This is a genomic window from Vulcanisaeta distributa DSM 14429, from assembly GCF_000148385.1.
GTDB classification, from domain to species: Archaea; Thermoproteota; Thermoprotei; order Thermoproteales; family Thermocladiaceae; genus Vulcanisaeta; species Vulcanisaeta distributa.
The window spans coordinates 279815-293932 of record NC_014537.1 but is presented as its reverse complement, the minus strand read 5'-3'; the positions used below and the strand labels follow the sequence as shown (position 1 = coordinate 293932).

General features: G+C 46.6%; 17 protein-coding genes. 8 read left to right on the top strand and 9 right to left on the bottom strand.

Annotated elements, in window-relative coordinates; all coding sequences use genetic code 11:
* Positions 1-27 precede the first annotated feature (27 nt).
* Positions 28-1494 (bottom strand): sodium:solute symporter family protein, encoded by a 1467-nt coding sequence (locus VDIS_RS01450; RefSeq protein WP_013335429.1) that lies wholly within the window; start codon positions 1492-1494, stop codon positions 28-30.
* On the bottom strand, positions 1491-1715 hold the full coding sequence (locus VDIS_RS01445) for a DUF3311 domain-containing protein (protein WP_013335428.1): 225 nt from the start codon (positions 1713-1715) through the stop codon (positions 1491-1493). Before VDIS_RS01445 ends, VDIS_RS01450 begins: the two co-directional genes overlap by 4 nt.
* Before the next feature lie 117 nt (positions 1716-1832).
* On the opposite strand from VDIS_RS01445, the gene VDIS_RS01440 reads away from it, so the two are divergent.
* Together VDIS_RS01440 and alaXM are read left to right on the top strand one after the other, a co-directional pair.
* Positions 1833-3077: a M20 family metallopeptidase gene (locus tag VDIS_RS01440; protein ID WP_013335427.1), complete on the top strand. Its 1245-nt coding sequence runs from the start codon at positions 1833-1835 to the stop codon at positions 3075-3077.
* Between the two features lie 37 nt (positions 3078-3114).
* Complete coding sequence (alaXM, locus tag VDIS_RS01435) at positions 3115-3837, top strand: alanyl-tRNA editing protein AlaXM (protein ID WP_013335426.1); 723 nt, start codon at positions 3115-3117, stop codon at positions 3835-3837.
* A gap of 17 nt (positions 3838-3854) precedes the next feature.
* Here the strand turns inward: alaXM and VDIS_RS01430 are convergent, their stop codons facing one another.
* The 3 genes from VDIS_RS01430 to VDIS_RS12540 form a co-directional block, all read right to left on the bottom strand.
* On the bottom strand, positions 3855-4472 hold the full coding sequence (locus VDIS_RS01430) for a hypothetical protein (protein ID WP_013335425.1): 618 nt from the start codon (positions 4470-4472) through the stop codon (positions 3855-3857).
* Between the two features lie 345 nt (positions 4473-4817).
* A complete protein-coding gene (locus VDIS_RS01425) occupies positions 4818-5105 on the bottom strand; it encodes a hypothetical protein (RefSeq protein WP_013335423.1) in 288 nt (95 codons plus the stop codon).
* Positions 5065-5262, bottom strand: a complete 198-nt coding sequence (locus tag VDIS_RS12540; RefSeq protein WP_013335422.1) for a hypothetical protein — start codon at positions 5260-5262, stop codon at positions 5065-5067. Before VDIS_RS12540 ends, VDIS_RS01425 begins: the two co-directional genes overlap by 41 nt.
* A 906-nt stretch (positions 5263-6168) precedes the next feature.
* Between VDIS_RS12540 and VDIS_RS01420 the strand changes: the two genes are divergently transcribed.
* On the top strand, positions 6169-7029 hold the full coding sequence (locus VDIS_RS01420) for a DUF8196 domain-containing protein (protein WP_013335421.1): 861 nt from the start codon (positions 6169-6171) through the stop codon (positions 7027-7029).
* Positions 7030-7079: 50 nt separating this feature from the next.
* Positions 7080-7427, top strand: coding sequence for an aspartyl protease family protein (locus VDIS_RS01415; RefSeq protein ID WP_013335420.1), 348 nt, complete (start codon positions 7080-7082; stop codon positions 7425-7427).
* Here the strand turns inward: VDIS_RS01415 and VDIS_RS01410 are convergent.
* The 3 genes from VDIS_RS01410 to VDIS_RS01400 are packed head-to-tail and all read right to left on the bottom strand — an operon-like array spanning position 7416 to position 9645.
* Positions 7416-7817 (bottom strand): nucleotidyltransferase family protein, encoded by a 402-nt coding sequence (locus VDIS_RS01410; protein WP_013335419.1) that lies wholly within the window; start codon positions 7815-7817, stop codon positions 7416-7418. The two genes, VDIS_RS01415 and VDIS_RS01410, sit on opposite strands and share 12 nt — an antisense overlap.
* On the bottom strand, positions 7804-8223 hold the full coding sequence (locus tag VDIS_RS01405) for a DUF86 domain-containing protein (RefSeq protein WP_013335418.1): 420 nt from the start codon (positions 8221-8223) through the stop codon (positions 7804-7806). The genes VDIS_RS01410 and VDIS_RS01405 overlap by 14 nt, the downstream gene beginning before the upstream one ends.
* 33 nt (positions 8224-8256) lie before the next feature.
* Positions 8257-9645 (bottom strand): MFS transporter, encoded by a 1389-nt coding sequence (locus VDIS_RS01400; RefSeq protein WP_013335417.1) that lies wholly within the window; start codon positions 9643-9645, stop codon positions 8257-8259.
* Positions 9646-9782: 137 nt separating this feature from the next.
* On the opposite strand from VDIS_RS01400, the gene VDIS_RS01395 reads away from it, so the two are divergent.
* The 4 genes from VDIS_RS01395 (at position 9783) to VDIS_RS01380 (ending at position 13317) form a co-directional block, all read left to right on the top strand.
* The gene (locus tag VDIS_RS01395; RefSeq protein ID WP_013335416.1) at positions 9783-10376 is read left to right on the top strand and encodes a 50S ribosomal protein L5; all 594 of its coding nucleotides are present in this window, start codon (positions 9783-9785) and stop codon (positions 10374-10376) included.
* Positions 10377-10412: 36 nt separating this feature from the next.
* Complete coding sequence (gene lysA, locus VDIS_RS01390) at positions 10413-11615, top strand: diaminopimelate decarboxylase (protein WP_013335415.1); 1203 nt, start codon at positions 10413-10415, stop codon at positions 11613-11615.
* A 66-nt stretch (positions 11616-11681) separates the two neighbouring features.
* Complete coding sequence (locus VDIS_RS01385) at positions 11682-12197, top strand: PaaI family thioesterase (protein ID WP_013335414.1); 516 nt, start codon at positions 11682-11684, stop codon at positions 12195-12197.
* Between the two features lie 43 nt (positions 12198-12240).
* Complete coding sequence (locus tag VDIS_RS01380; RefSeq protein ID WP_013335413.1) at positions 12241-13317, top strand: CaiB/BaiF CoA transferase family protein; 1077 nt, start codon at positions 12241-12243, stop codon at positions 13315-13317.
* On the opposite strand, the gene VDIS_RS01375 is transcribed toward VDIS_RS01380, so the two are convergent.
* Positions 13306-14106 (bottom strand): menaquinone biosynthesis family protein, encoded by an 801-nt coding sequence (locus VDIS_RS01375; RefSeq protein WP_013335412.1) that lies wholly within the window; start codon positions 14104-14106, stop codon positions 13306-13308. The genes VDIS_RS01380 and VDIS_RS01375 overlap by 12 nt on opposite strands.
* Positions 14107-14118: the final 12 nt, after the last annotated feature.

Below are 14118 nucleotides of genomic sequence, written 5' to 3'. Positions count from 1 at the left end.
TTTAAGAGGTATTGTTAATGAACGACCTCACATTAACTCTTGCGGTGTTAATTTACTTGTTGTTTTTACCTTAAGGGCCTTAACCACTGCATACACTACTAACATTACCACTAAGTTCAGTACAAGTCCTAGGAATCCTACGTAGATGTTATAGAACCAGGGCAGTAATGATGATGAGAATTTCACGGTGGCTAAACCATAGGTCACGAATACGGTACCAACGGCCCAACCAGCCGCCACACTGTACTTATCTAGATCGTACCAATACATCGACAATATTATTGCAGGTAGTGTCTGTAATAACCATGCGTAGGAGAATGTTAATAAGTAGAATATTAATCCGCTGGCTGCGGGTGTTATTGCAAATATTAATGATGCGATTATCATTATGAAAACGGAAACCCTACCCCAAAGTACCTGTTGTTTTTCTGTAGCTCTTTTATTTATGAAGTCTACATAAATATTCCTGGCTATTAAATTAGCAGCGCCAAGACTTTGTAGCCCAGCTGGTACCATACTGCCAATTACTATGCCCGCAAATGCTAATGCGACGAAGTACGATGGGAAATAAGCGCTGATTACTGATGGGAATGCGAGACTTGATATGCCATGGGGTACCAGGTTCTTAGCTAAGGCTACTAAGCCCATAATTGCCAGTAGTATTAGCCATACCTGGTACAGTGGTAGGAAGATGGAGTTTTTCCTGATTATTTCCTCACTTTTAGAGCCGAGTAGCCCAACTAGTAGGTTTGGAAATAATAGCCATGATATCCCACTAGCAAATGCTAACGTTATGTACCCAAGCATTAATTTACTTGGTATTAAATAGTGACTGGGTCCTATCTCGCTAAATATGGGCCCAAACCCCGTGAACCTTATGCCTAGCGCTATAACTATTGTTAAAATAACCGCCCAAAGCAATACATCTTTAATTAATGAACTCAGAGCTGGCCCTCTAAGTCCGCTTATTGCCACGAACGCAGCGACTATTATATATGCTATTATAAAGCTTGGGATTACTGGGAATCCCATGGCATCGAGGACGTACCTAATACCAACTATCTGCAGCGCTATGTAGGGTAACATGGCTATTATGCCCGTTAATGATATTAATAACGACAAAATCCTACTATCAAACCTATCCCTTACGTAGTCTCCAGCCGTGATATAACCCCTCCGCTTAGCTATTCTGTAGAACTTCGTAGCAACGATATATAAGAATGGGTATGATATTGAGCCGTAAACCACGGCATACAATATAAAACCACCCAGCGCGTATGCACTGCCTGGTATCGCCACTAGAGAATACGCAGTGTATATATCGGCACCCATTAAGAACCAAACAATTACTGTGCCAAACTTCATACCGCCGATGCTCCATTCCGAAATCTTTGAGAAATCAGGAGCCCTCCATTTAGCACCAAGGAACCCCGCAATTATGGTTAAGCCAACCAGCACAAAAAATATGGTATAATCAATCGCTGTAAACATCATGACTTACCACCCTTATCAATTAACCTATACACTATGTATGTTATGATAGGTTGAATAAAAACCCAAGCAAATAAGTACCACCATAAGAATGGCCATCCACCAATCTGAGGATAAGGTCTATTATAGAGGGGCGCTAGAAATACTATGAATAACCATGGCACTATTATTAATAATATTATTTTGACTAAATTCTCTTTGCTTAGTTTAGGTCTAGAGTACATATTTAAATATTTTTACTTTTATTAGTATTTTTAAATTTTTCTTCATGTTTAAGTTCGAAATCAGTAGAAAAATGACAGATGAAATATTTATAAAGTATTTTTAGATTATCAGAATGTATGTCACAGAATCTAAAGACAGGGCTAATTGAACTGACTTCACACCTTATTCAAATACCCAGTGTTAATCCCCCTGGCTATACCGTTAATATTGCGGGATTTATTAGGGATTGGCTAGGTGAGCGTGGCTTCAAAAGTGAGTTTAGGGAGTATGCTAAGGATAAGCCAAACGTGATTGCCAGGGTTGGTAGGGGTAAGCCCGTGCTCATACTTAACGGCCACATGGACGTAGTTCCTCCCGGCGATGATTCCAGGTGGGTCTACCCACCGTTCTCTGGGAAGATCGTTGAGGGTAGGATCTATGGTAGGGGTGCCACGGATATGAAGGGTGGCTTAGCGGTGATAATGATGGTATTCACAGAATTAGCGCCACTTATTGAGAGGCAGGGCTCAGGTACATTAATATTCTCGGCAACGGCGGATGAGGAGACGGGCGGCCACCCTGGTGTTGAGGCCTTGGTTAGGGATGGCGTGCTGGTTGGTGATGCTGCGATAGTTGCTGAGCCATCCGGTAGTTCCAGGTATTACATTGGTGAGAAGGGGCTTTGCCAGGTTAAGTTGGTTACCAGGGGTAGGCCTGCCCACGGTAGTTTACCGATCCTCGGCGAGAATGCGATAATGAAGCTGGCCGCAGCCATAGCTAGGGCTGAGGAGTTGATTAATGAGTTTAACAAGGGCATTAAGTTACCCAGTGAGTTGACGGAGGCCATTAGGAACTCGGCTGAGGTCTACCTAGAGGCTGCTAGGGCCTCGGGGCTTAATCTGACGCTCAGTGATTTTGAGAGGGTTGTTGGTACTGTGTCCTTTAACCCAGGCGTTGTTAGGGGTGGTTCGAAGATAAACATGGTCCCAGACTACGCAGAGCTTGAACTTGACATGAGGGTCCCGCCAGGGGTTTCACCAAGCCAGGTAATTAATCACTTAAGGAGTGGGTTGAGCGGTATCGCCGATGTGGAGGTCCTGGACACAAGCGAGCCAAACTACACAAGCCCTGGTGAGGTCATTGTCAGGATCATTCACGAGGGCATTGAGAGGGTCCTTGGCGCAACGCCAAGGCCGATAATAGTCACTGGCGCAACCGATGGTAGGTACCTTAGGGCTAGGGGTATACCCACCGTTGTTTATGGACCTGGTGAGTTGGCGCTGGCCCATGCATATAATGAGTATGTTACGGTGGATGACCTGGTTAGGACGCACGATGTCATGCTCTACGCAATAAGGAGATTCTTTGGAATACCGGCATAGGCGCAATACATTAATTTCAGGCTTCTCCCTGAAACCCATGCCAACAAAATTCCTCTACTGGTGGGACTCGTACAGGAGGGAGTTTGATGCCACCGTGACTAGGATTGATGGTAATAGGGTTTGGCTTGACCAGACGCTCTTTCACCCAAGGAGTGGTGGTGTTGCCAATGACACGGGCAGGCTGATTTGGCAGGGTGAGGAGTACGTGGTCAAGGAGGTGATTAAGGAGGGTGAGGATGCGGTGCACATACTCGATAGGGAACCAAGGTTTAGGGTCGGCGATACGTTGCATGGGGTAATTGATTGGGAGAGGAGGTATAGGTTAATGAGGCTTCACACGGCAACGCACATAATAGCCGCACTGGCCTATAAGAAGTATAATGCATTGGTGACTGGCGGCGACATAACGCCTGAGTACGCTAGGGATGACTACAACCTAACCCTAAGTGGCGATGCGCTTAGGAAGGCGTTCCAGGACTTGATAGCGGAGGCCAACGAAATCGTGAGGAGGGGCATTCCCGTGAAGATTTACTTCCTGAGGAGGGAGGAGGCTATGAAGATACCAGGCGTTGTTAAGCTTGCCGAGAGGGAGCCACCGCCTGGTGATGAGTGGAGGATTGTGGAGATTGAGGGCATTGATATTCAGGCTGACGGTGGGCCCCACGTGGCTAATACCAGGGAGATTGGTGAGATTGTCTTCCTGAAGTCCGAGAGTAGGGGTAAGGATAAGAAGAGGGTTTATTACACTGTGAAGCCCTAATCATTTTTAGGTAAAAATTACCTCCTCGACCTACTCCTCTTCAGTTCCAGGGATGACCTGACGTAATCGACCATCGAGTACACACCATCAACCTCATTAGCGAACCCCTTACTGGCCCATAATTTAGCCGCCGTAATCATGTCATCACTAATGCCACCAAGCTCATCCATCAGCCTAATCGTGGCGAGGCCCCTAGACCTAAGTAGATTACTGACCTTCTCCATTATCAAAGCCCTGGCGGCGCTAACCGTGTCCCTAAGGACCTTGGATACGAAAGACCTATCCGTGGGCCTAACGAAGTACGTAGCTGACCTAGCATCTTTGTACAGCATTGAATTTAATTCATTAACCAATGAAGCATCAGGCAGTAGGTACGTGGAGTTATCAATCCTTGGGCATAGGAGTAATGTAGCCCTCTCCTTAATCATTGAGTAAATGTGTGTCTCATAACCAGGTATGTCAAAGGTCCATATGACGAAATCATTAACGTCATTAGTAATGACGAAGCTATGGAGCACATGGTTAATCCTAGGAACATCACTCACATGAACATCCCTAACATCATTAGGACCCTTATACCTGCCCTCAAAGACCACTGAAGACATCCCACTCGTTACTCCAAAAACCACATACATCAAAGCCAAGATAACCCAGGGGTTTATAAGCTTTACTCTAATAAAAAATAGAAATAATGCCAAGAACTATGCCAAATAAACTAATTAAATATAAATGATACAAACACTACAATTAGGGATCCCCGTGCTTTGGGTGTGCAGAGTCGCCGTAGTTCTATATACACGGCGACTCTACATATCCAAATAGGAATCATCCTAAACAAGAATTATGTCGTTAAAGTCAATACGTGGGTTCCACACTTTTCCTTACTTTATTCTCGTCCATTAATCTCCATAGGCCCTCCTTGGCATTTAGTATTACAATGCCTAGCTGTGTCGTCACGTAATCGCTGATCAGCACTTCACTTATATTGGGTTTATGATGGCATTAACCATTATTGGCCCAACGACCCTATCCTCAAGTTCCAGGCTTAGGGATAAGGCATTATTTACTAAATAAGCCTCCGTCTCTCCACCACCTGTCTCAAGGCTTATTAACTCACCACCGCTGAGTGGCCATAGACCGAGCATCCTAGCCAGTGGTGTGGGTATTGCAATGTTGGGTGTGTCTGTTTCGAAACCCGTATTAATAACGGCCGAGGTTACGACATCCCTACTTCCGCTCCTCAGCCTTACCCTCACCCTCACCGCCATACTCCTCCACCGACACCAACCTGGTAAGCACGGCTTTCTTCCTCATGTAACCCAGCTTCCTCATACCCATCTTACGTCTCTTAATCAATTCAAGGAAGTACTCATCCACAGAAAGTCTCGGGAAACCAGGAATTAAAACCTTCCTGAATATTACCATAACCCTCACTTACCTGTCTGATCCATTCATTACTGACGTTACGCCCTGACCGATCAATAAGTTCATGGCAATTTCAATTACTTACCTAGGGGATTTAATACGCGTTGATGCACCTTACGGCATATATGTAAGCCTGCCTACGTTTGTTAAGGTCATTACTAATGATAATGGTATGGTAACGCTCATGAACTAATTTACAGTAATGAATCAACTCACTATAATGATAAAGTTAATGTGAAGCTAGGCTCCTAGGCTTATTCTTTACTGCCATATTTTGGACCTGGAGAGTCGCCGTAATTATATAATTACGGCGACTCTTCACATCCAATGCGCGAAAATTACCTCAATACCTGCATGATTGTTACTTAGCAAGCAGGTAATCACTAGGCGTGGTACTTCCTCATGATTAAGTTTTAGATCTCTGGATATTTTGTTTCTCATTAATATCTCGTTGGGTTTCATTAATCTGATGTTAGTTTTCTTAATATTATGCCGGAGTCATCATACGTCTTAATTAACTCCCTTTAATCCTCCATCCTTAGTCATGTTTATCACGGGCATTAAACCTTACCATCAATATCCTCAGTAACATCGATATACCGCAATGGCGTAACCCAAAATACCCGAATCTCTTCACAAACCCCTGAAAAGCCTTATCTTGCCGTAGTCCTCAATCGCAACCTAACCCTTATCAAAAAGGGACTCCACAACACCCTGGCGACGACCACTAACTCCTTAGGATGCATTAATGCTAGATCTTAGTCATAACTTGGACTTGAAGAGTCGCCGTGTATATAGAACTACGGCGACTCTGCACACCCAAAGCACGGAGCCCTCTGAGGGTGATGTGGCCACGTTATGGGAAGGGTTATTAATTCTGGCGGTGTTCTTGTAGTGTAGATTGGTGTGGTTAGTAGGGATGAGGTCAGGAAGATTGTGCTGGAGTTGATAAGGACTGATGAGGAGTTTAGACTTGCCATAGCCGGTGCCCTGGGTCTCGACTCAATACTTAACGAGCTTAAGGCGCTTAGGCAGGACTTTAATGCCATGCTCAGTAGGATCGTGAGTATTGAGGAGGAGTTGAAGAGGCATGGAGAGGTATTACAGGAGCACGCGAGGATCCTCGAGGAACACACTAGGTTATTGCAGGAGCATAGTAAAGCCCTTGAGGAGAATAGAAGGTTACTGGAGGAACATGGTAGGTTATTGGAGGAGCATGGTAGGATTTTGAATGAGCATACAAGGCTACTGCAGGAGCACGGTAGTAAGCTTGATGAGCATGGAAAAGTGCTGCAGAGTCACTCGGCTAAGCTTGATGAGCTCACTAGGGATGTCCAGGATATTAAAAGGACACTAAATCAAATGAATAGGACGCTGCAGAAGCTAACTTACAGTATTGAGGATGAGGCCTTAGACGTCGTTTCCTGGAGGCTGAGGGAGAGGCTTGGCATCAATGTTAGGCTGGGTAGGTTGGTAATTACCGAGGGCGGTAGGGAGGTACTTGAGTTGAATATTTATGGTGTCATCGATGACCTTTGCGTGGTTGGTGATTCAACCCTGGACCTTAGGGTCGGTAAGGTTGGGGAGTTGATGGGTGTAATTAATGAGTTGAGGAGTAGGTACCCGCAGTACCTGAGGCCTAGGGTTGTTAAGGTCCTTTACTGCATGAGGTATGTCCCTGAGGCCATTGAGGAGGCTAGGAAAAACGGTATTTGGGTACTTACGTGGAGGGAGGAATTAACACCACTTGAGGTGTCATCGACGTAGTTACTTGTAGAAGCTTTATAAGCGCCGCGTTGATAGAATTGGTGAAGTGTATGGGCTATGTTTGGGTTGATGCCGAATTAATAAGTGGGGATAGGGAGGTCAGGGTGAAGGCGTTGGTGGACAGCGGCGCCACCTTAACTGTCATACCCAGGGCATTGGCTGTGGAGCTTGGGCTGAGGGTTACGGATAGGGGCGTGGTCATGACCGTCGGCGGGCCTGTTAATGTTGAGTTTAGTGAGGTTAGGGTTAGGTTAATGGGTAGGGAGGCCACGGTTAGGGTCGTTATTAGTGACATAATTGATAAAGTCCTCATAGGTATAACGACACTGGAGATCCTAGGCCTAATGATAGACCCAATGACAGGCACGCTCAAGGAGGCACCATACCTACTGTACTAGGTCTTCCCCGTGTCTCACCAGGTAAAGTTCATCGAGGGTCTCACTTATTAATGCCTCGTATAAACCATCAACATCCTCGAGAATTACGATGCCACGCTCCAGTATTGAAAGCCTGAACTCGGGATCGACATCCATTAATGAAACCACATCCACCGGAATACCAAGGACCTCCTCAAGCCTGGTCCCAAGGCTTAATACCTTATTGAGGTCGATATCCTTCCCATAAACCGCGATATCTATGTCCCTAAACTCATCGAGGTCTACGAAGCTACCGAATACGATACCTAGGGAAACACCATACTCCCTAAGTACGTCCCTAATCCTCGAAATCAATGATTCCCGCTCCTCACGACTTATTGAATGGTAAGTATACCCTTCATCGAATGCCATAGCGGCTTCTTAGCCTATCTATAAAGCTCGCTAGGCTTTTAAAGTCCGACTTAATGCTTCGATATATTAAGTAATCGTCAATCACCCAATACCTATGGACGAGGAGATTCCTAAGTCTTACCAACTTCGTCAAGTCCTCATACTCATTCATAGTCAGTAAGCCCCTGTCCCTGGCCATCATTAACGCGTTTATGGGTGTCTTGGGTCTTTCGTTCAGGCCCCTACGCACTATGTGCATTACCAGGGCCATTAATGCCTCAGCGATGACTATCAACTCATACCTAATGGCCATCTTATCCTCATCACTCAATTCATCATACGACTTACTCGCAATCCTATTAACCTCCCTTACAGCATACTCAATGTCCCTAATAAGATTCTTAACAAATTCCCTAGAAACGCTCACACAACACCTACATTGGGGCTTGGTTTTAATGCATCACGTTGTTAATTCCCCTGAGGATAGTTCAAGAGACTTGCCCTTAGGTTCATTGATGAAGAGCGCGGTGAATACTATGCCTATTATTGCCATGATGACTAGGACCAGCAGTAGGTTCGACATAACCACGTACTTGGCCACCGTGCTTAATGCACTGCTTGTTATTGGGAAGTACAGCGGTATTAGTAATGCCGCTATTGTTGCGCCCAATTTACCGCTACCGGCGGCTATCCCGTGGCCCGTCGTCCTAAACCTTGTTGGGAATACCTCCGTTGGCAGTATGAACGTCGTCACGTTGGGTCCAACGTTAGTGAAGAACTGGGCTAAGCCGTAAAGCGCCAATATGATTACTGGGTTTACTATGCCATTCCTAAGCAATAGCGCTGCGACTAAATACGTAGCGGCTACTATTGAGAAGCCCATTATCTGCATGGCCTTCCTACCCATTTTATCCACTAGTAATGCCGCCACGTAATAGCCAGGCACTAGGAATGCCAAAACAACATATAACTGAACATATATACCCGCCAACGGGCTCTTGGCTAGGCCCATCGCTGATGTCACGAAGGGCCCAAATATGTTCACGCCGTAGAAAAACACGTCGAGTGCAAACCAGGGTATCGCGGTGCCCAGAACCACTGGTAGGTACCTTATGAAGTTGCTGCGGAAGCCATTATCATGGTTTCTCACACCGTTTATTTCCACATCCTGCCTGAGCACATCCCTTATTGCCCTCTTGGCACCCTCGACATTGCCCCTAACGAAGTACTCAAACCTGGGCGTCTCATGAACCCTACGCCTAAAGTAAATGACTAGCGCGGGCATAACAGCGCCGAACCCAAGTATTATCCTCCAGGCGAGGTCTGGATTGACCTTGGCATTCAGTAGTCCTAGGCCGAGTAGGGCGGCCGTGACTATGCCCCACCCCTGCATTGAGAAGACGCCAGCCACAAACAAACCCCTACTCCTGGCTGGTGCGTACTCACTCATTAGCGTGGCACTTATTGGGTAATCACCACCGACTCCAAGGCCAAGTATGAACCTCGTTATCCAAAGCGTTGTTGGGTTTATTGAGAGGGCTGAGGCTATGGCGCCGGCGGTTAATAGGGCGGCCTCCACGCCGTATATGTACTTCCTACCGAATATGTCGCCTATTCTGCCAAATATGAAGGGCCCTATAACTGCTCCGAACAATGCGGCCGATGATATCAGGCTTATTTCTGAAGTGGTTAATGACCAGACCTGCTTCAGGAAGACGAGGGCTATGGATATTGCGAATAGGTCATAGGCATCTGCGAAGAAGCCTGCGCCGGATATGAATAGGAGCTTTAGATGTCCTGGTGTTGGCTTCGACCGATCAAGTGGTTCAAATGGTGTCTTACTCGACATCATGATCCGTAAAGCTAAAGCCTTAATAGGGCTTTTGTCAGTAAAGTAATAATCATATTTATTAATATGTATGACTATATATCAACGCAAGGCCCAAGGGGCAAATTTTTATTAATGCTTATTCTCCACGCTTAACGATGCCTGCAATAGACCTAACACAGATTGATCTAAAGTCATTAACACCGGACCAGGTGGATTGGAGGAAGTTCGTATTACCCGCGGACCATCCAATGAGGGTCATTAGGATTGAGAAGGTGGTCGCCAATATAGGCGTTGGGCAGAGTGGTGAGAGGCTCGAGAAGGCCGCCAAGGTCCTTGAGGAATTAACAATGCAGAAGCCAAGCTATAGGCTTGCCAAGAAGTCAATTAAGGACTGGAACATTAGGAAGGGTGAGCCGATAGGCGTCGCCGTAACACTAAGGAGAAACAAGGCCGTTTGGTTCCTACTGAGGACGCTGGCTGCGGTGGACTTCACACTGAGGGAGAGCTCATTCGATGACTGGGGCAACGTGGCCTTCGGAATTAGGGAGCACATAATGATACCAGGCACTAAGTACGACCCAGCGGTAGGCGTGTGGGGCCTAAACGTGGCGACCGTACTCGCAAGGCCAGGGTTAAGGGTCATGTACAGGAGGAGGGCTAGGCACGATGTCGGCAGAGAACAAAGGGTAAGTAAGGCTGAGGCAATGAAGTTCTTCCAGGAAGTACTCGGTGTAAAAATAATAAAGTGATAGTGATAAAAAAGAGGCATTACTTACCGTATTATAATGAGCAATTGCGTTGTTGGTAATGGCATTAGCCTTATGGAGTTAGCGGACAGGTTTGGCACACCGCTCATTGTTTATGACCTTGGTAGGGTTGAGGAGAATTATAGAGTCATTAAGGAGGCCACCGGTGCCAGGGTCTTATACTCGATAAAGGCCAATCCCAACTTGGCAATACTTACCTTCCTGAGGAAGCTTGGTTCGGGCGCGGATGCTGCATCGCCTGGCGAGATATTCCTGGCACTAAAGGCTGGTTTTGAGCCGGGTAATATATTGTACACCGGCGCCTTTCGATCAATTAATGACATTAAGTACGGTATTGACGCCGGCGTTATCTTTAATTTCGACTCGAGGAGGGAGTTTGAGAGGGCTTTATCTCTTGGTTATAAGCCTAAGACCGCGTTCTTCAGGGTTGACCTGGGCTATGGCAGGGGCTTCGCGCCGGGCGTTGTATTGGCTGGTGAGGAGAGTAAGTTCGGCATGTTCTTAGACGATGCCGTAGAGGCTTATAGGCTTGCTAGGGATGTGGGTGTTGGGGAGTTCGGCATACATGCAATGATGGGTAGTAATGTACTTGATGCTGATTACTTCATTAAAATCGCTGAGTTGCTTAAGGAATATGCTGAGGCGATTGAGGACAGGGTTGGCATTAGGATTAGGTACTTCGACATGGGTGGTGGGTTTGGGATCCCGTATAGACCCGATGAGAAGCCTCTTGACTTAGGTAGATTAGGGGTTCTCAGGAATTTCTTCCCAGGTGAGCTGTGGGTTGAGCCGGGTAGGTTCATTGTTGGTAATGCGGGTTACCTGGTCACTAGGGTTACTGAGGTTAAGAGGAAGGGTGGTAGGACCTTTGTTGGTGTTGATGTTGGTATGAATGTCCTCATTAGGCCTATGCTCTACGGTGCCTATCACCACATAATCACGTGTAGTAATAATGAGGAGAGGGAGGTGGTGGACGTTGTTGGGCCCATTTGCGAGAACACGGATAAGTTGGCCATTGGTAGGGAGTTGCCGAGGGTTAGGGAGGGTGATTTACTCATTATCCTCAATGCCGGCGCCTATGTATATTCAATGAGCGGTAATTATAATGGCCGTCCCAGGCCCGCAGAGGTTGTTGTTTATGGGAATGAGTATGGAATAGCCAGGTTTAGGGAGTCCCTGGAGTCCCTAGTGGCTGGGCAGGTTATTCCTAGCTTTATTTAAGCTACTTACCACTATTTACTTATCAGCGAAACTTTGCTTAAATAGGCCCTCCCTACTCCTTATCATGTGTCGGCATGGGATGAGTTAATAAAGGGCGTCGGTTCAATAAGTAGCATTAAGGAGTTATTTCTTAAGGCCAGGTCCGCCGGTTTTAATGTTGCTGAGTTAATGAATAACTACCTACGTAGTGAACCATTATTTAACTTCATTGGTCTTGAGTTTGTTGAGATTGGTGATGGTTTTGTTAGGGCTGTTTTTCCCTATAAGCGTGAGATTCTTAGGAAGGGTGGTATGGTTCATGGCGGCGTTGTTATGACAGTTATTGATACGGTGCTCGGTACAGCGGTCATGACGGTTAATGATGGTGTTGATCAATACACGGCCGAGTTAAAGGTGCACTTCCTGGAACCGCTGGTAAACGGCCCATTCACCGTGGAGGGTAGGGTGATAAGGGCTGGTAGGCACCTAGCCGTTGCCGAGGCCCACGTATACGACGCAAACAAAAAACTATGCGCAGTGGGAATAGGGACATGGTTCATGGTGAAGAATAGTGGGCAGAGGGGTGATAATCGTAACTCCTAAGTCCATAACAAATACTTATTAACCTAGGCCTGGAATTTACTTAATGTTTAGGGTCCTAGACCTTACGAGGCTCTATCCTGGCGGTGTCGCCACTAGAATATTGGCCGACCTTGGTTTTGAAGTTATTAAGGTTGAGGATACGGAGTCCGGTGATTACCTAAGGGAAATATCGCCAACGCTCTTTGAATGGTTGAATGCCGGTAAGAGGAGTATTGCGATTAACCTAAAGACTGAGGAGGGTAGGGATTTGTTTTACAGGCTTGTTAAAAGGAGTCACGTTGTCATTGAGGGTTTTAGGCCGGGTGTTACGAGGAGGCTTGGTATTGACTATGAAACTCTTAAGGGCGTTAATGATAGGATCGTTTACTGCTCAATAAATGGCTATGGAGAGAACGGCCCATACTCGGGCCTCCCAAATCATGACATAAATACCGTGGGTGTCGCGGGTCTGCTTGACCCAGACTTATTCAGTGATGGTATGTCTAGGCCACTGACCGTGCAGGTCGCGGATGTCGGCTCAGCCCTACTATGCGTTATTGGCGTGTTAAGCCTATTACTGAGGGGTGTTGGTGGTAGGGTCGAGGTATCGATGATGGAATCCGCATTACTATTTAATGCACTAAACATGGCAATGACCTATGAAGGCGCTGACCCAAGCCTAACGGGTAAGTACCCATTCTACAACGTATATAGGTGCAGGGATGGTTACATAACCATTGGTGCCATAGAGACTAAGTTCTGGCAGGGATTATGCAGGGCATTAAATCGTGAAGATCTAATCAATAGGCAATTTGATAAAGGCGCCATAAATGAATTAAGCAAGGAGCTCAGTAAGTACACGGTTGCCGAAGCCCTCGAGTTACTTTGGCGTCACGACGTACCGGCAGCCCCCGTAAACTCAATAAGGAACCTCGGTAAGGACCCTCAATTGATTGCAAGGGGGTTCAATGAGAAGGACTTCCTAAACCCATTACGAATAAATGACGCTAGGCCGAAGACGCGGGGCAGCGCGCCGAGGCTTGGTGAGAATACTGTAGAGATTTTAACTGAGCTTGGACTGTCACGTGACGAGATAGAGGGATTAGCTAAACGAGGCGTAGTAGTCAGGTTAGATAAATAGTAATTGAGGCTCGGGTAATAAACCCCTTTCATGACCCATCTCAAGTAGTACCTTGATTGATTTCTCACCATCAACTCCCATGTCCATCGTGTAATCATTTACATACATCCTAACGAACCTATCAGTATCGCCCATGTTTAGGCCCCTCGAGAATTCCATGGCGTATGCCAGGGCCTCCTCCCTATGGCTCATTGCGTACTTAATTGACTCCAGCAACGCCTCCTTAACCGCCTTAGCCATATCAATGCCCAGAGACGCCTTAACGACGTCTAAGCCTAATGGCGTTGGTAACTTCGTCTCTTCATACCACCACTCACCTAGGTCTATGATCTTCCTAAGCCCATACCTCTCATACGTTATTTGCCCCTCATGTATTAACACACCGGCATCAACCACGCCGGCCCTTACTGCATCCATGATCTTATCGAAGGGTATCTCCACGGTCTTTACATTAGGCATTGCAAGCCTAACAAGTAGTGTTGCCGTGGTGTAAGTGCCAGGCACCGCAACCAACTCGGGCTTTGCGGTATTACCCACCACAACCGGGCCGTATTTAAGCCCCATGGATGCGCCAACCCTAAGTATGTAGTATTTACCCCCTATGTATGCCATGGCATGCGTGCTCACTGCCGTGACGTCGATCCTACCGTGAATCGCCAATTTATTCAGCGTCTCAATATCAATTAGGAATTCCCTGACCGTGAAAGGCGCCTTGACCAGGCCTTTCTTCAGTGCGTAGAACATGAATGCGTCGTCCGGGTCCGGGCTATGTCCAATTAGTAATTCCATCGTGACAAGGCC

What these genes read in the sequence shown, in the direction of transcription:
- VDIS_RS01450 (WP_013335429.1), bottom strand. Translation starts at nt 1,494, where the DNA reads ATGATGTTTACAGCGATTGATTATACCATATTTTTTGTGCTGGTTGGC.
- VDIS_RS01445 (WP_013335428.1), bottom strand. Translation starts at nt 1,715, where the DNA reads ATGTACTCTAGACCTAAACTAAGCAAAGAGAATTTAGTCAAAATAATA.
- VDIS_RS01440 (WP_013335427.1), top strand. Translation starts at nt 1,833, where the DNA reads ATGTCACAGAATCTAAAGACAGGGCTAATTGAACTGACTTCACACCTT.
- alaXM (WP_013335426.1), top strand. Translation starts at nt 3,115, where the DNA reads ATGCCAACAAAATTCCTCTACTGGTGGGACTCGTACAGGAGGGAGTTT.
- VDIS_RS01430 (WP_013335425.1), bottom strand. Translation starts at nt 4,472, where the DNA reads ATGTATGTGGTTTTTGGAGTAACGAGTGGGATGTCTTCAGTGGTCTTT.
- VDIS_RS01425 (WP_013335423.1), bottom strand. Translation starts at nt 5,105, where the DNA reads ATGGCGGTGAGGGTGAGGGTAAGGCTGAGGAGCGGAAGTAGGGATGTC.
- VDIS_RS12540 (WP_013335422.1), bottom strand. Translation starts at nt 5,262, where the DNA reads ATGGTAATATTCAGGAAGGTTTTAATTCCTGGTTTCCCGAGACTTTCT.
- VDIS_RS01415 (WP_013335420.1), top strand. Translation starts at nt 7,080, where the DNA reads ATGGGCTATGTTTGGGTTGATGCCGAATTAATAAGTGGGGATAGGGAG.
- VDIS_RS01410 (WP_013335419.1), bottom strand. Translation starts at nt 7,817, where the DNA reads ATGGCATTCGATGAAGGGTATACTTACCATTCAATAAGTCGTGAGGAG.
- VDIS_RS01400 (WP_013335417.1), bottom strand. Translation starts at nt 9,645, where the DNA reads ATGTCGAGTAAGACACCATTTGAACCACTTGATCGGTCGAAGCCAACA.
- VDIS_RS01395 (WP_013335416.1), top strand. Translation starts at nt 9,783, where the DNA reads ATGCCTGCAATAGACCTAACACAGATTGATCTAAAGTCATTAACACCG.
- lysA (WP_013335415.1), top strand. Translation starts at nt 10,413, where the DNA reads ATGAGCAATTGCGTTGTTGGTAATGGCATTAGCCTTATGGAGTTAGCG.
- VDIS_RS01380 (WP_013335413.1), top strand. Translation starts at nt 12,241, where the DNA reads ATGTTTAGGGTCCTAGACCTTACGAGGCTCTATCCTGGCGGTGTCGCC.
- VDIS_RS01375 (WP_013335412.1), bottom strand. Translation starts at nt 14,106, where the DNA reads ATGGAATTACTAATTGGACATAGCCCGGACCCGGACGACGCATTCATG.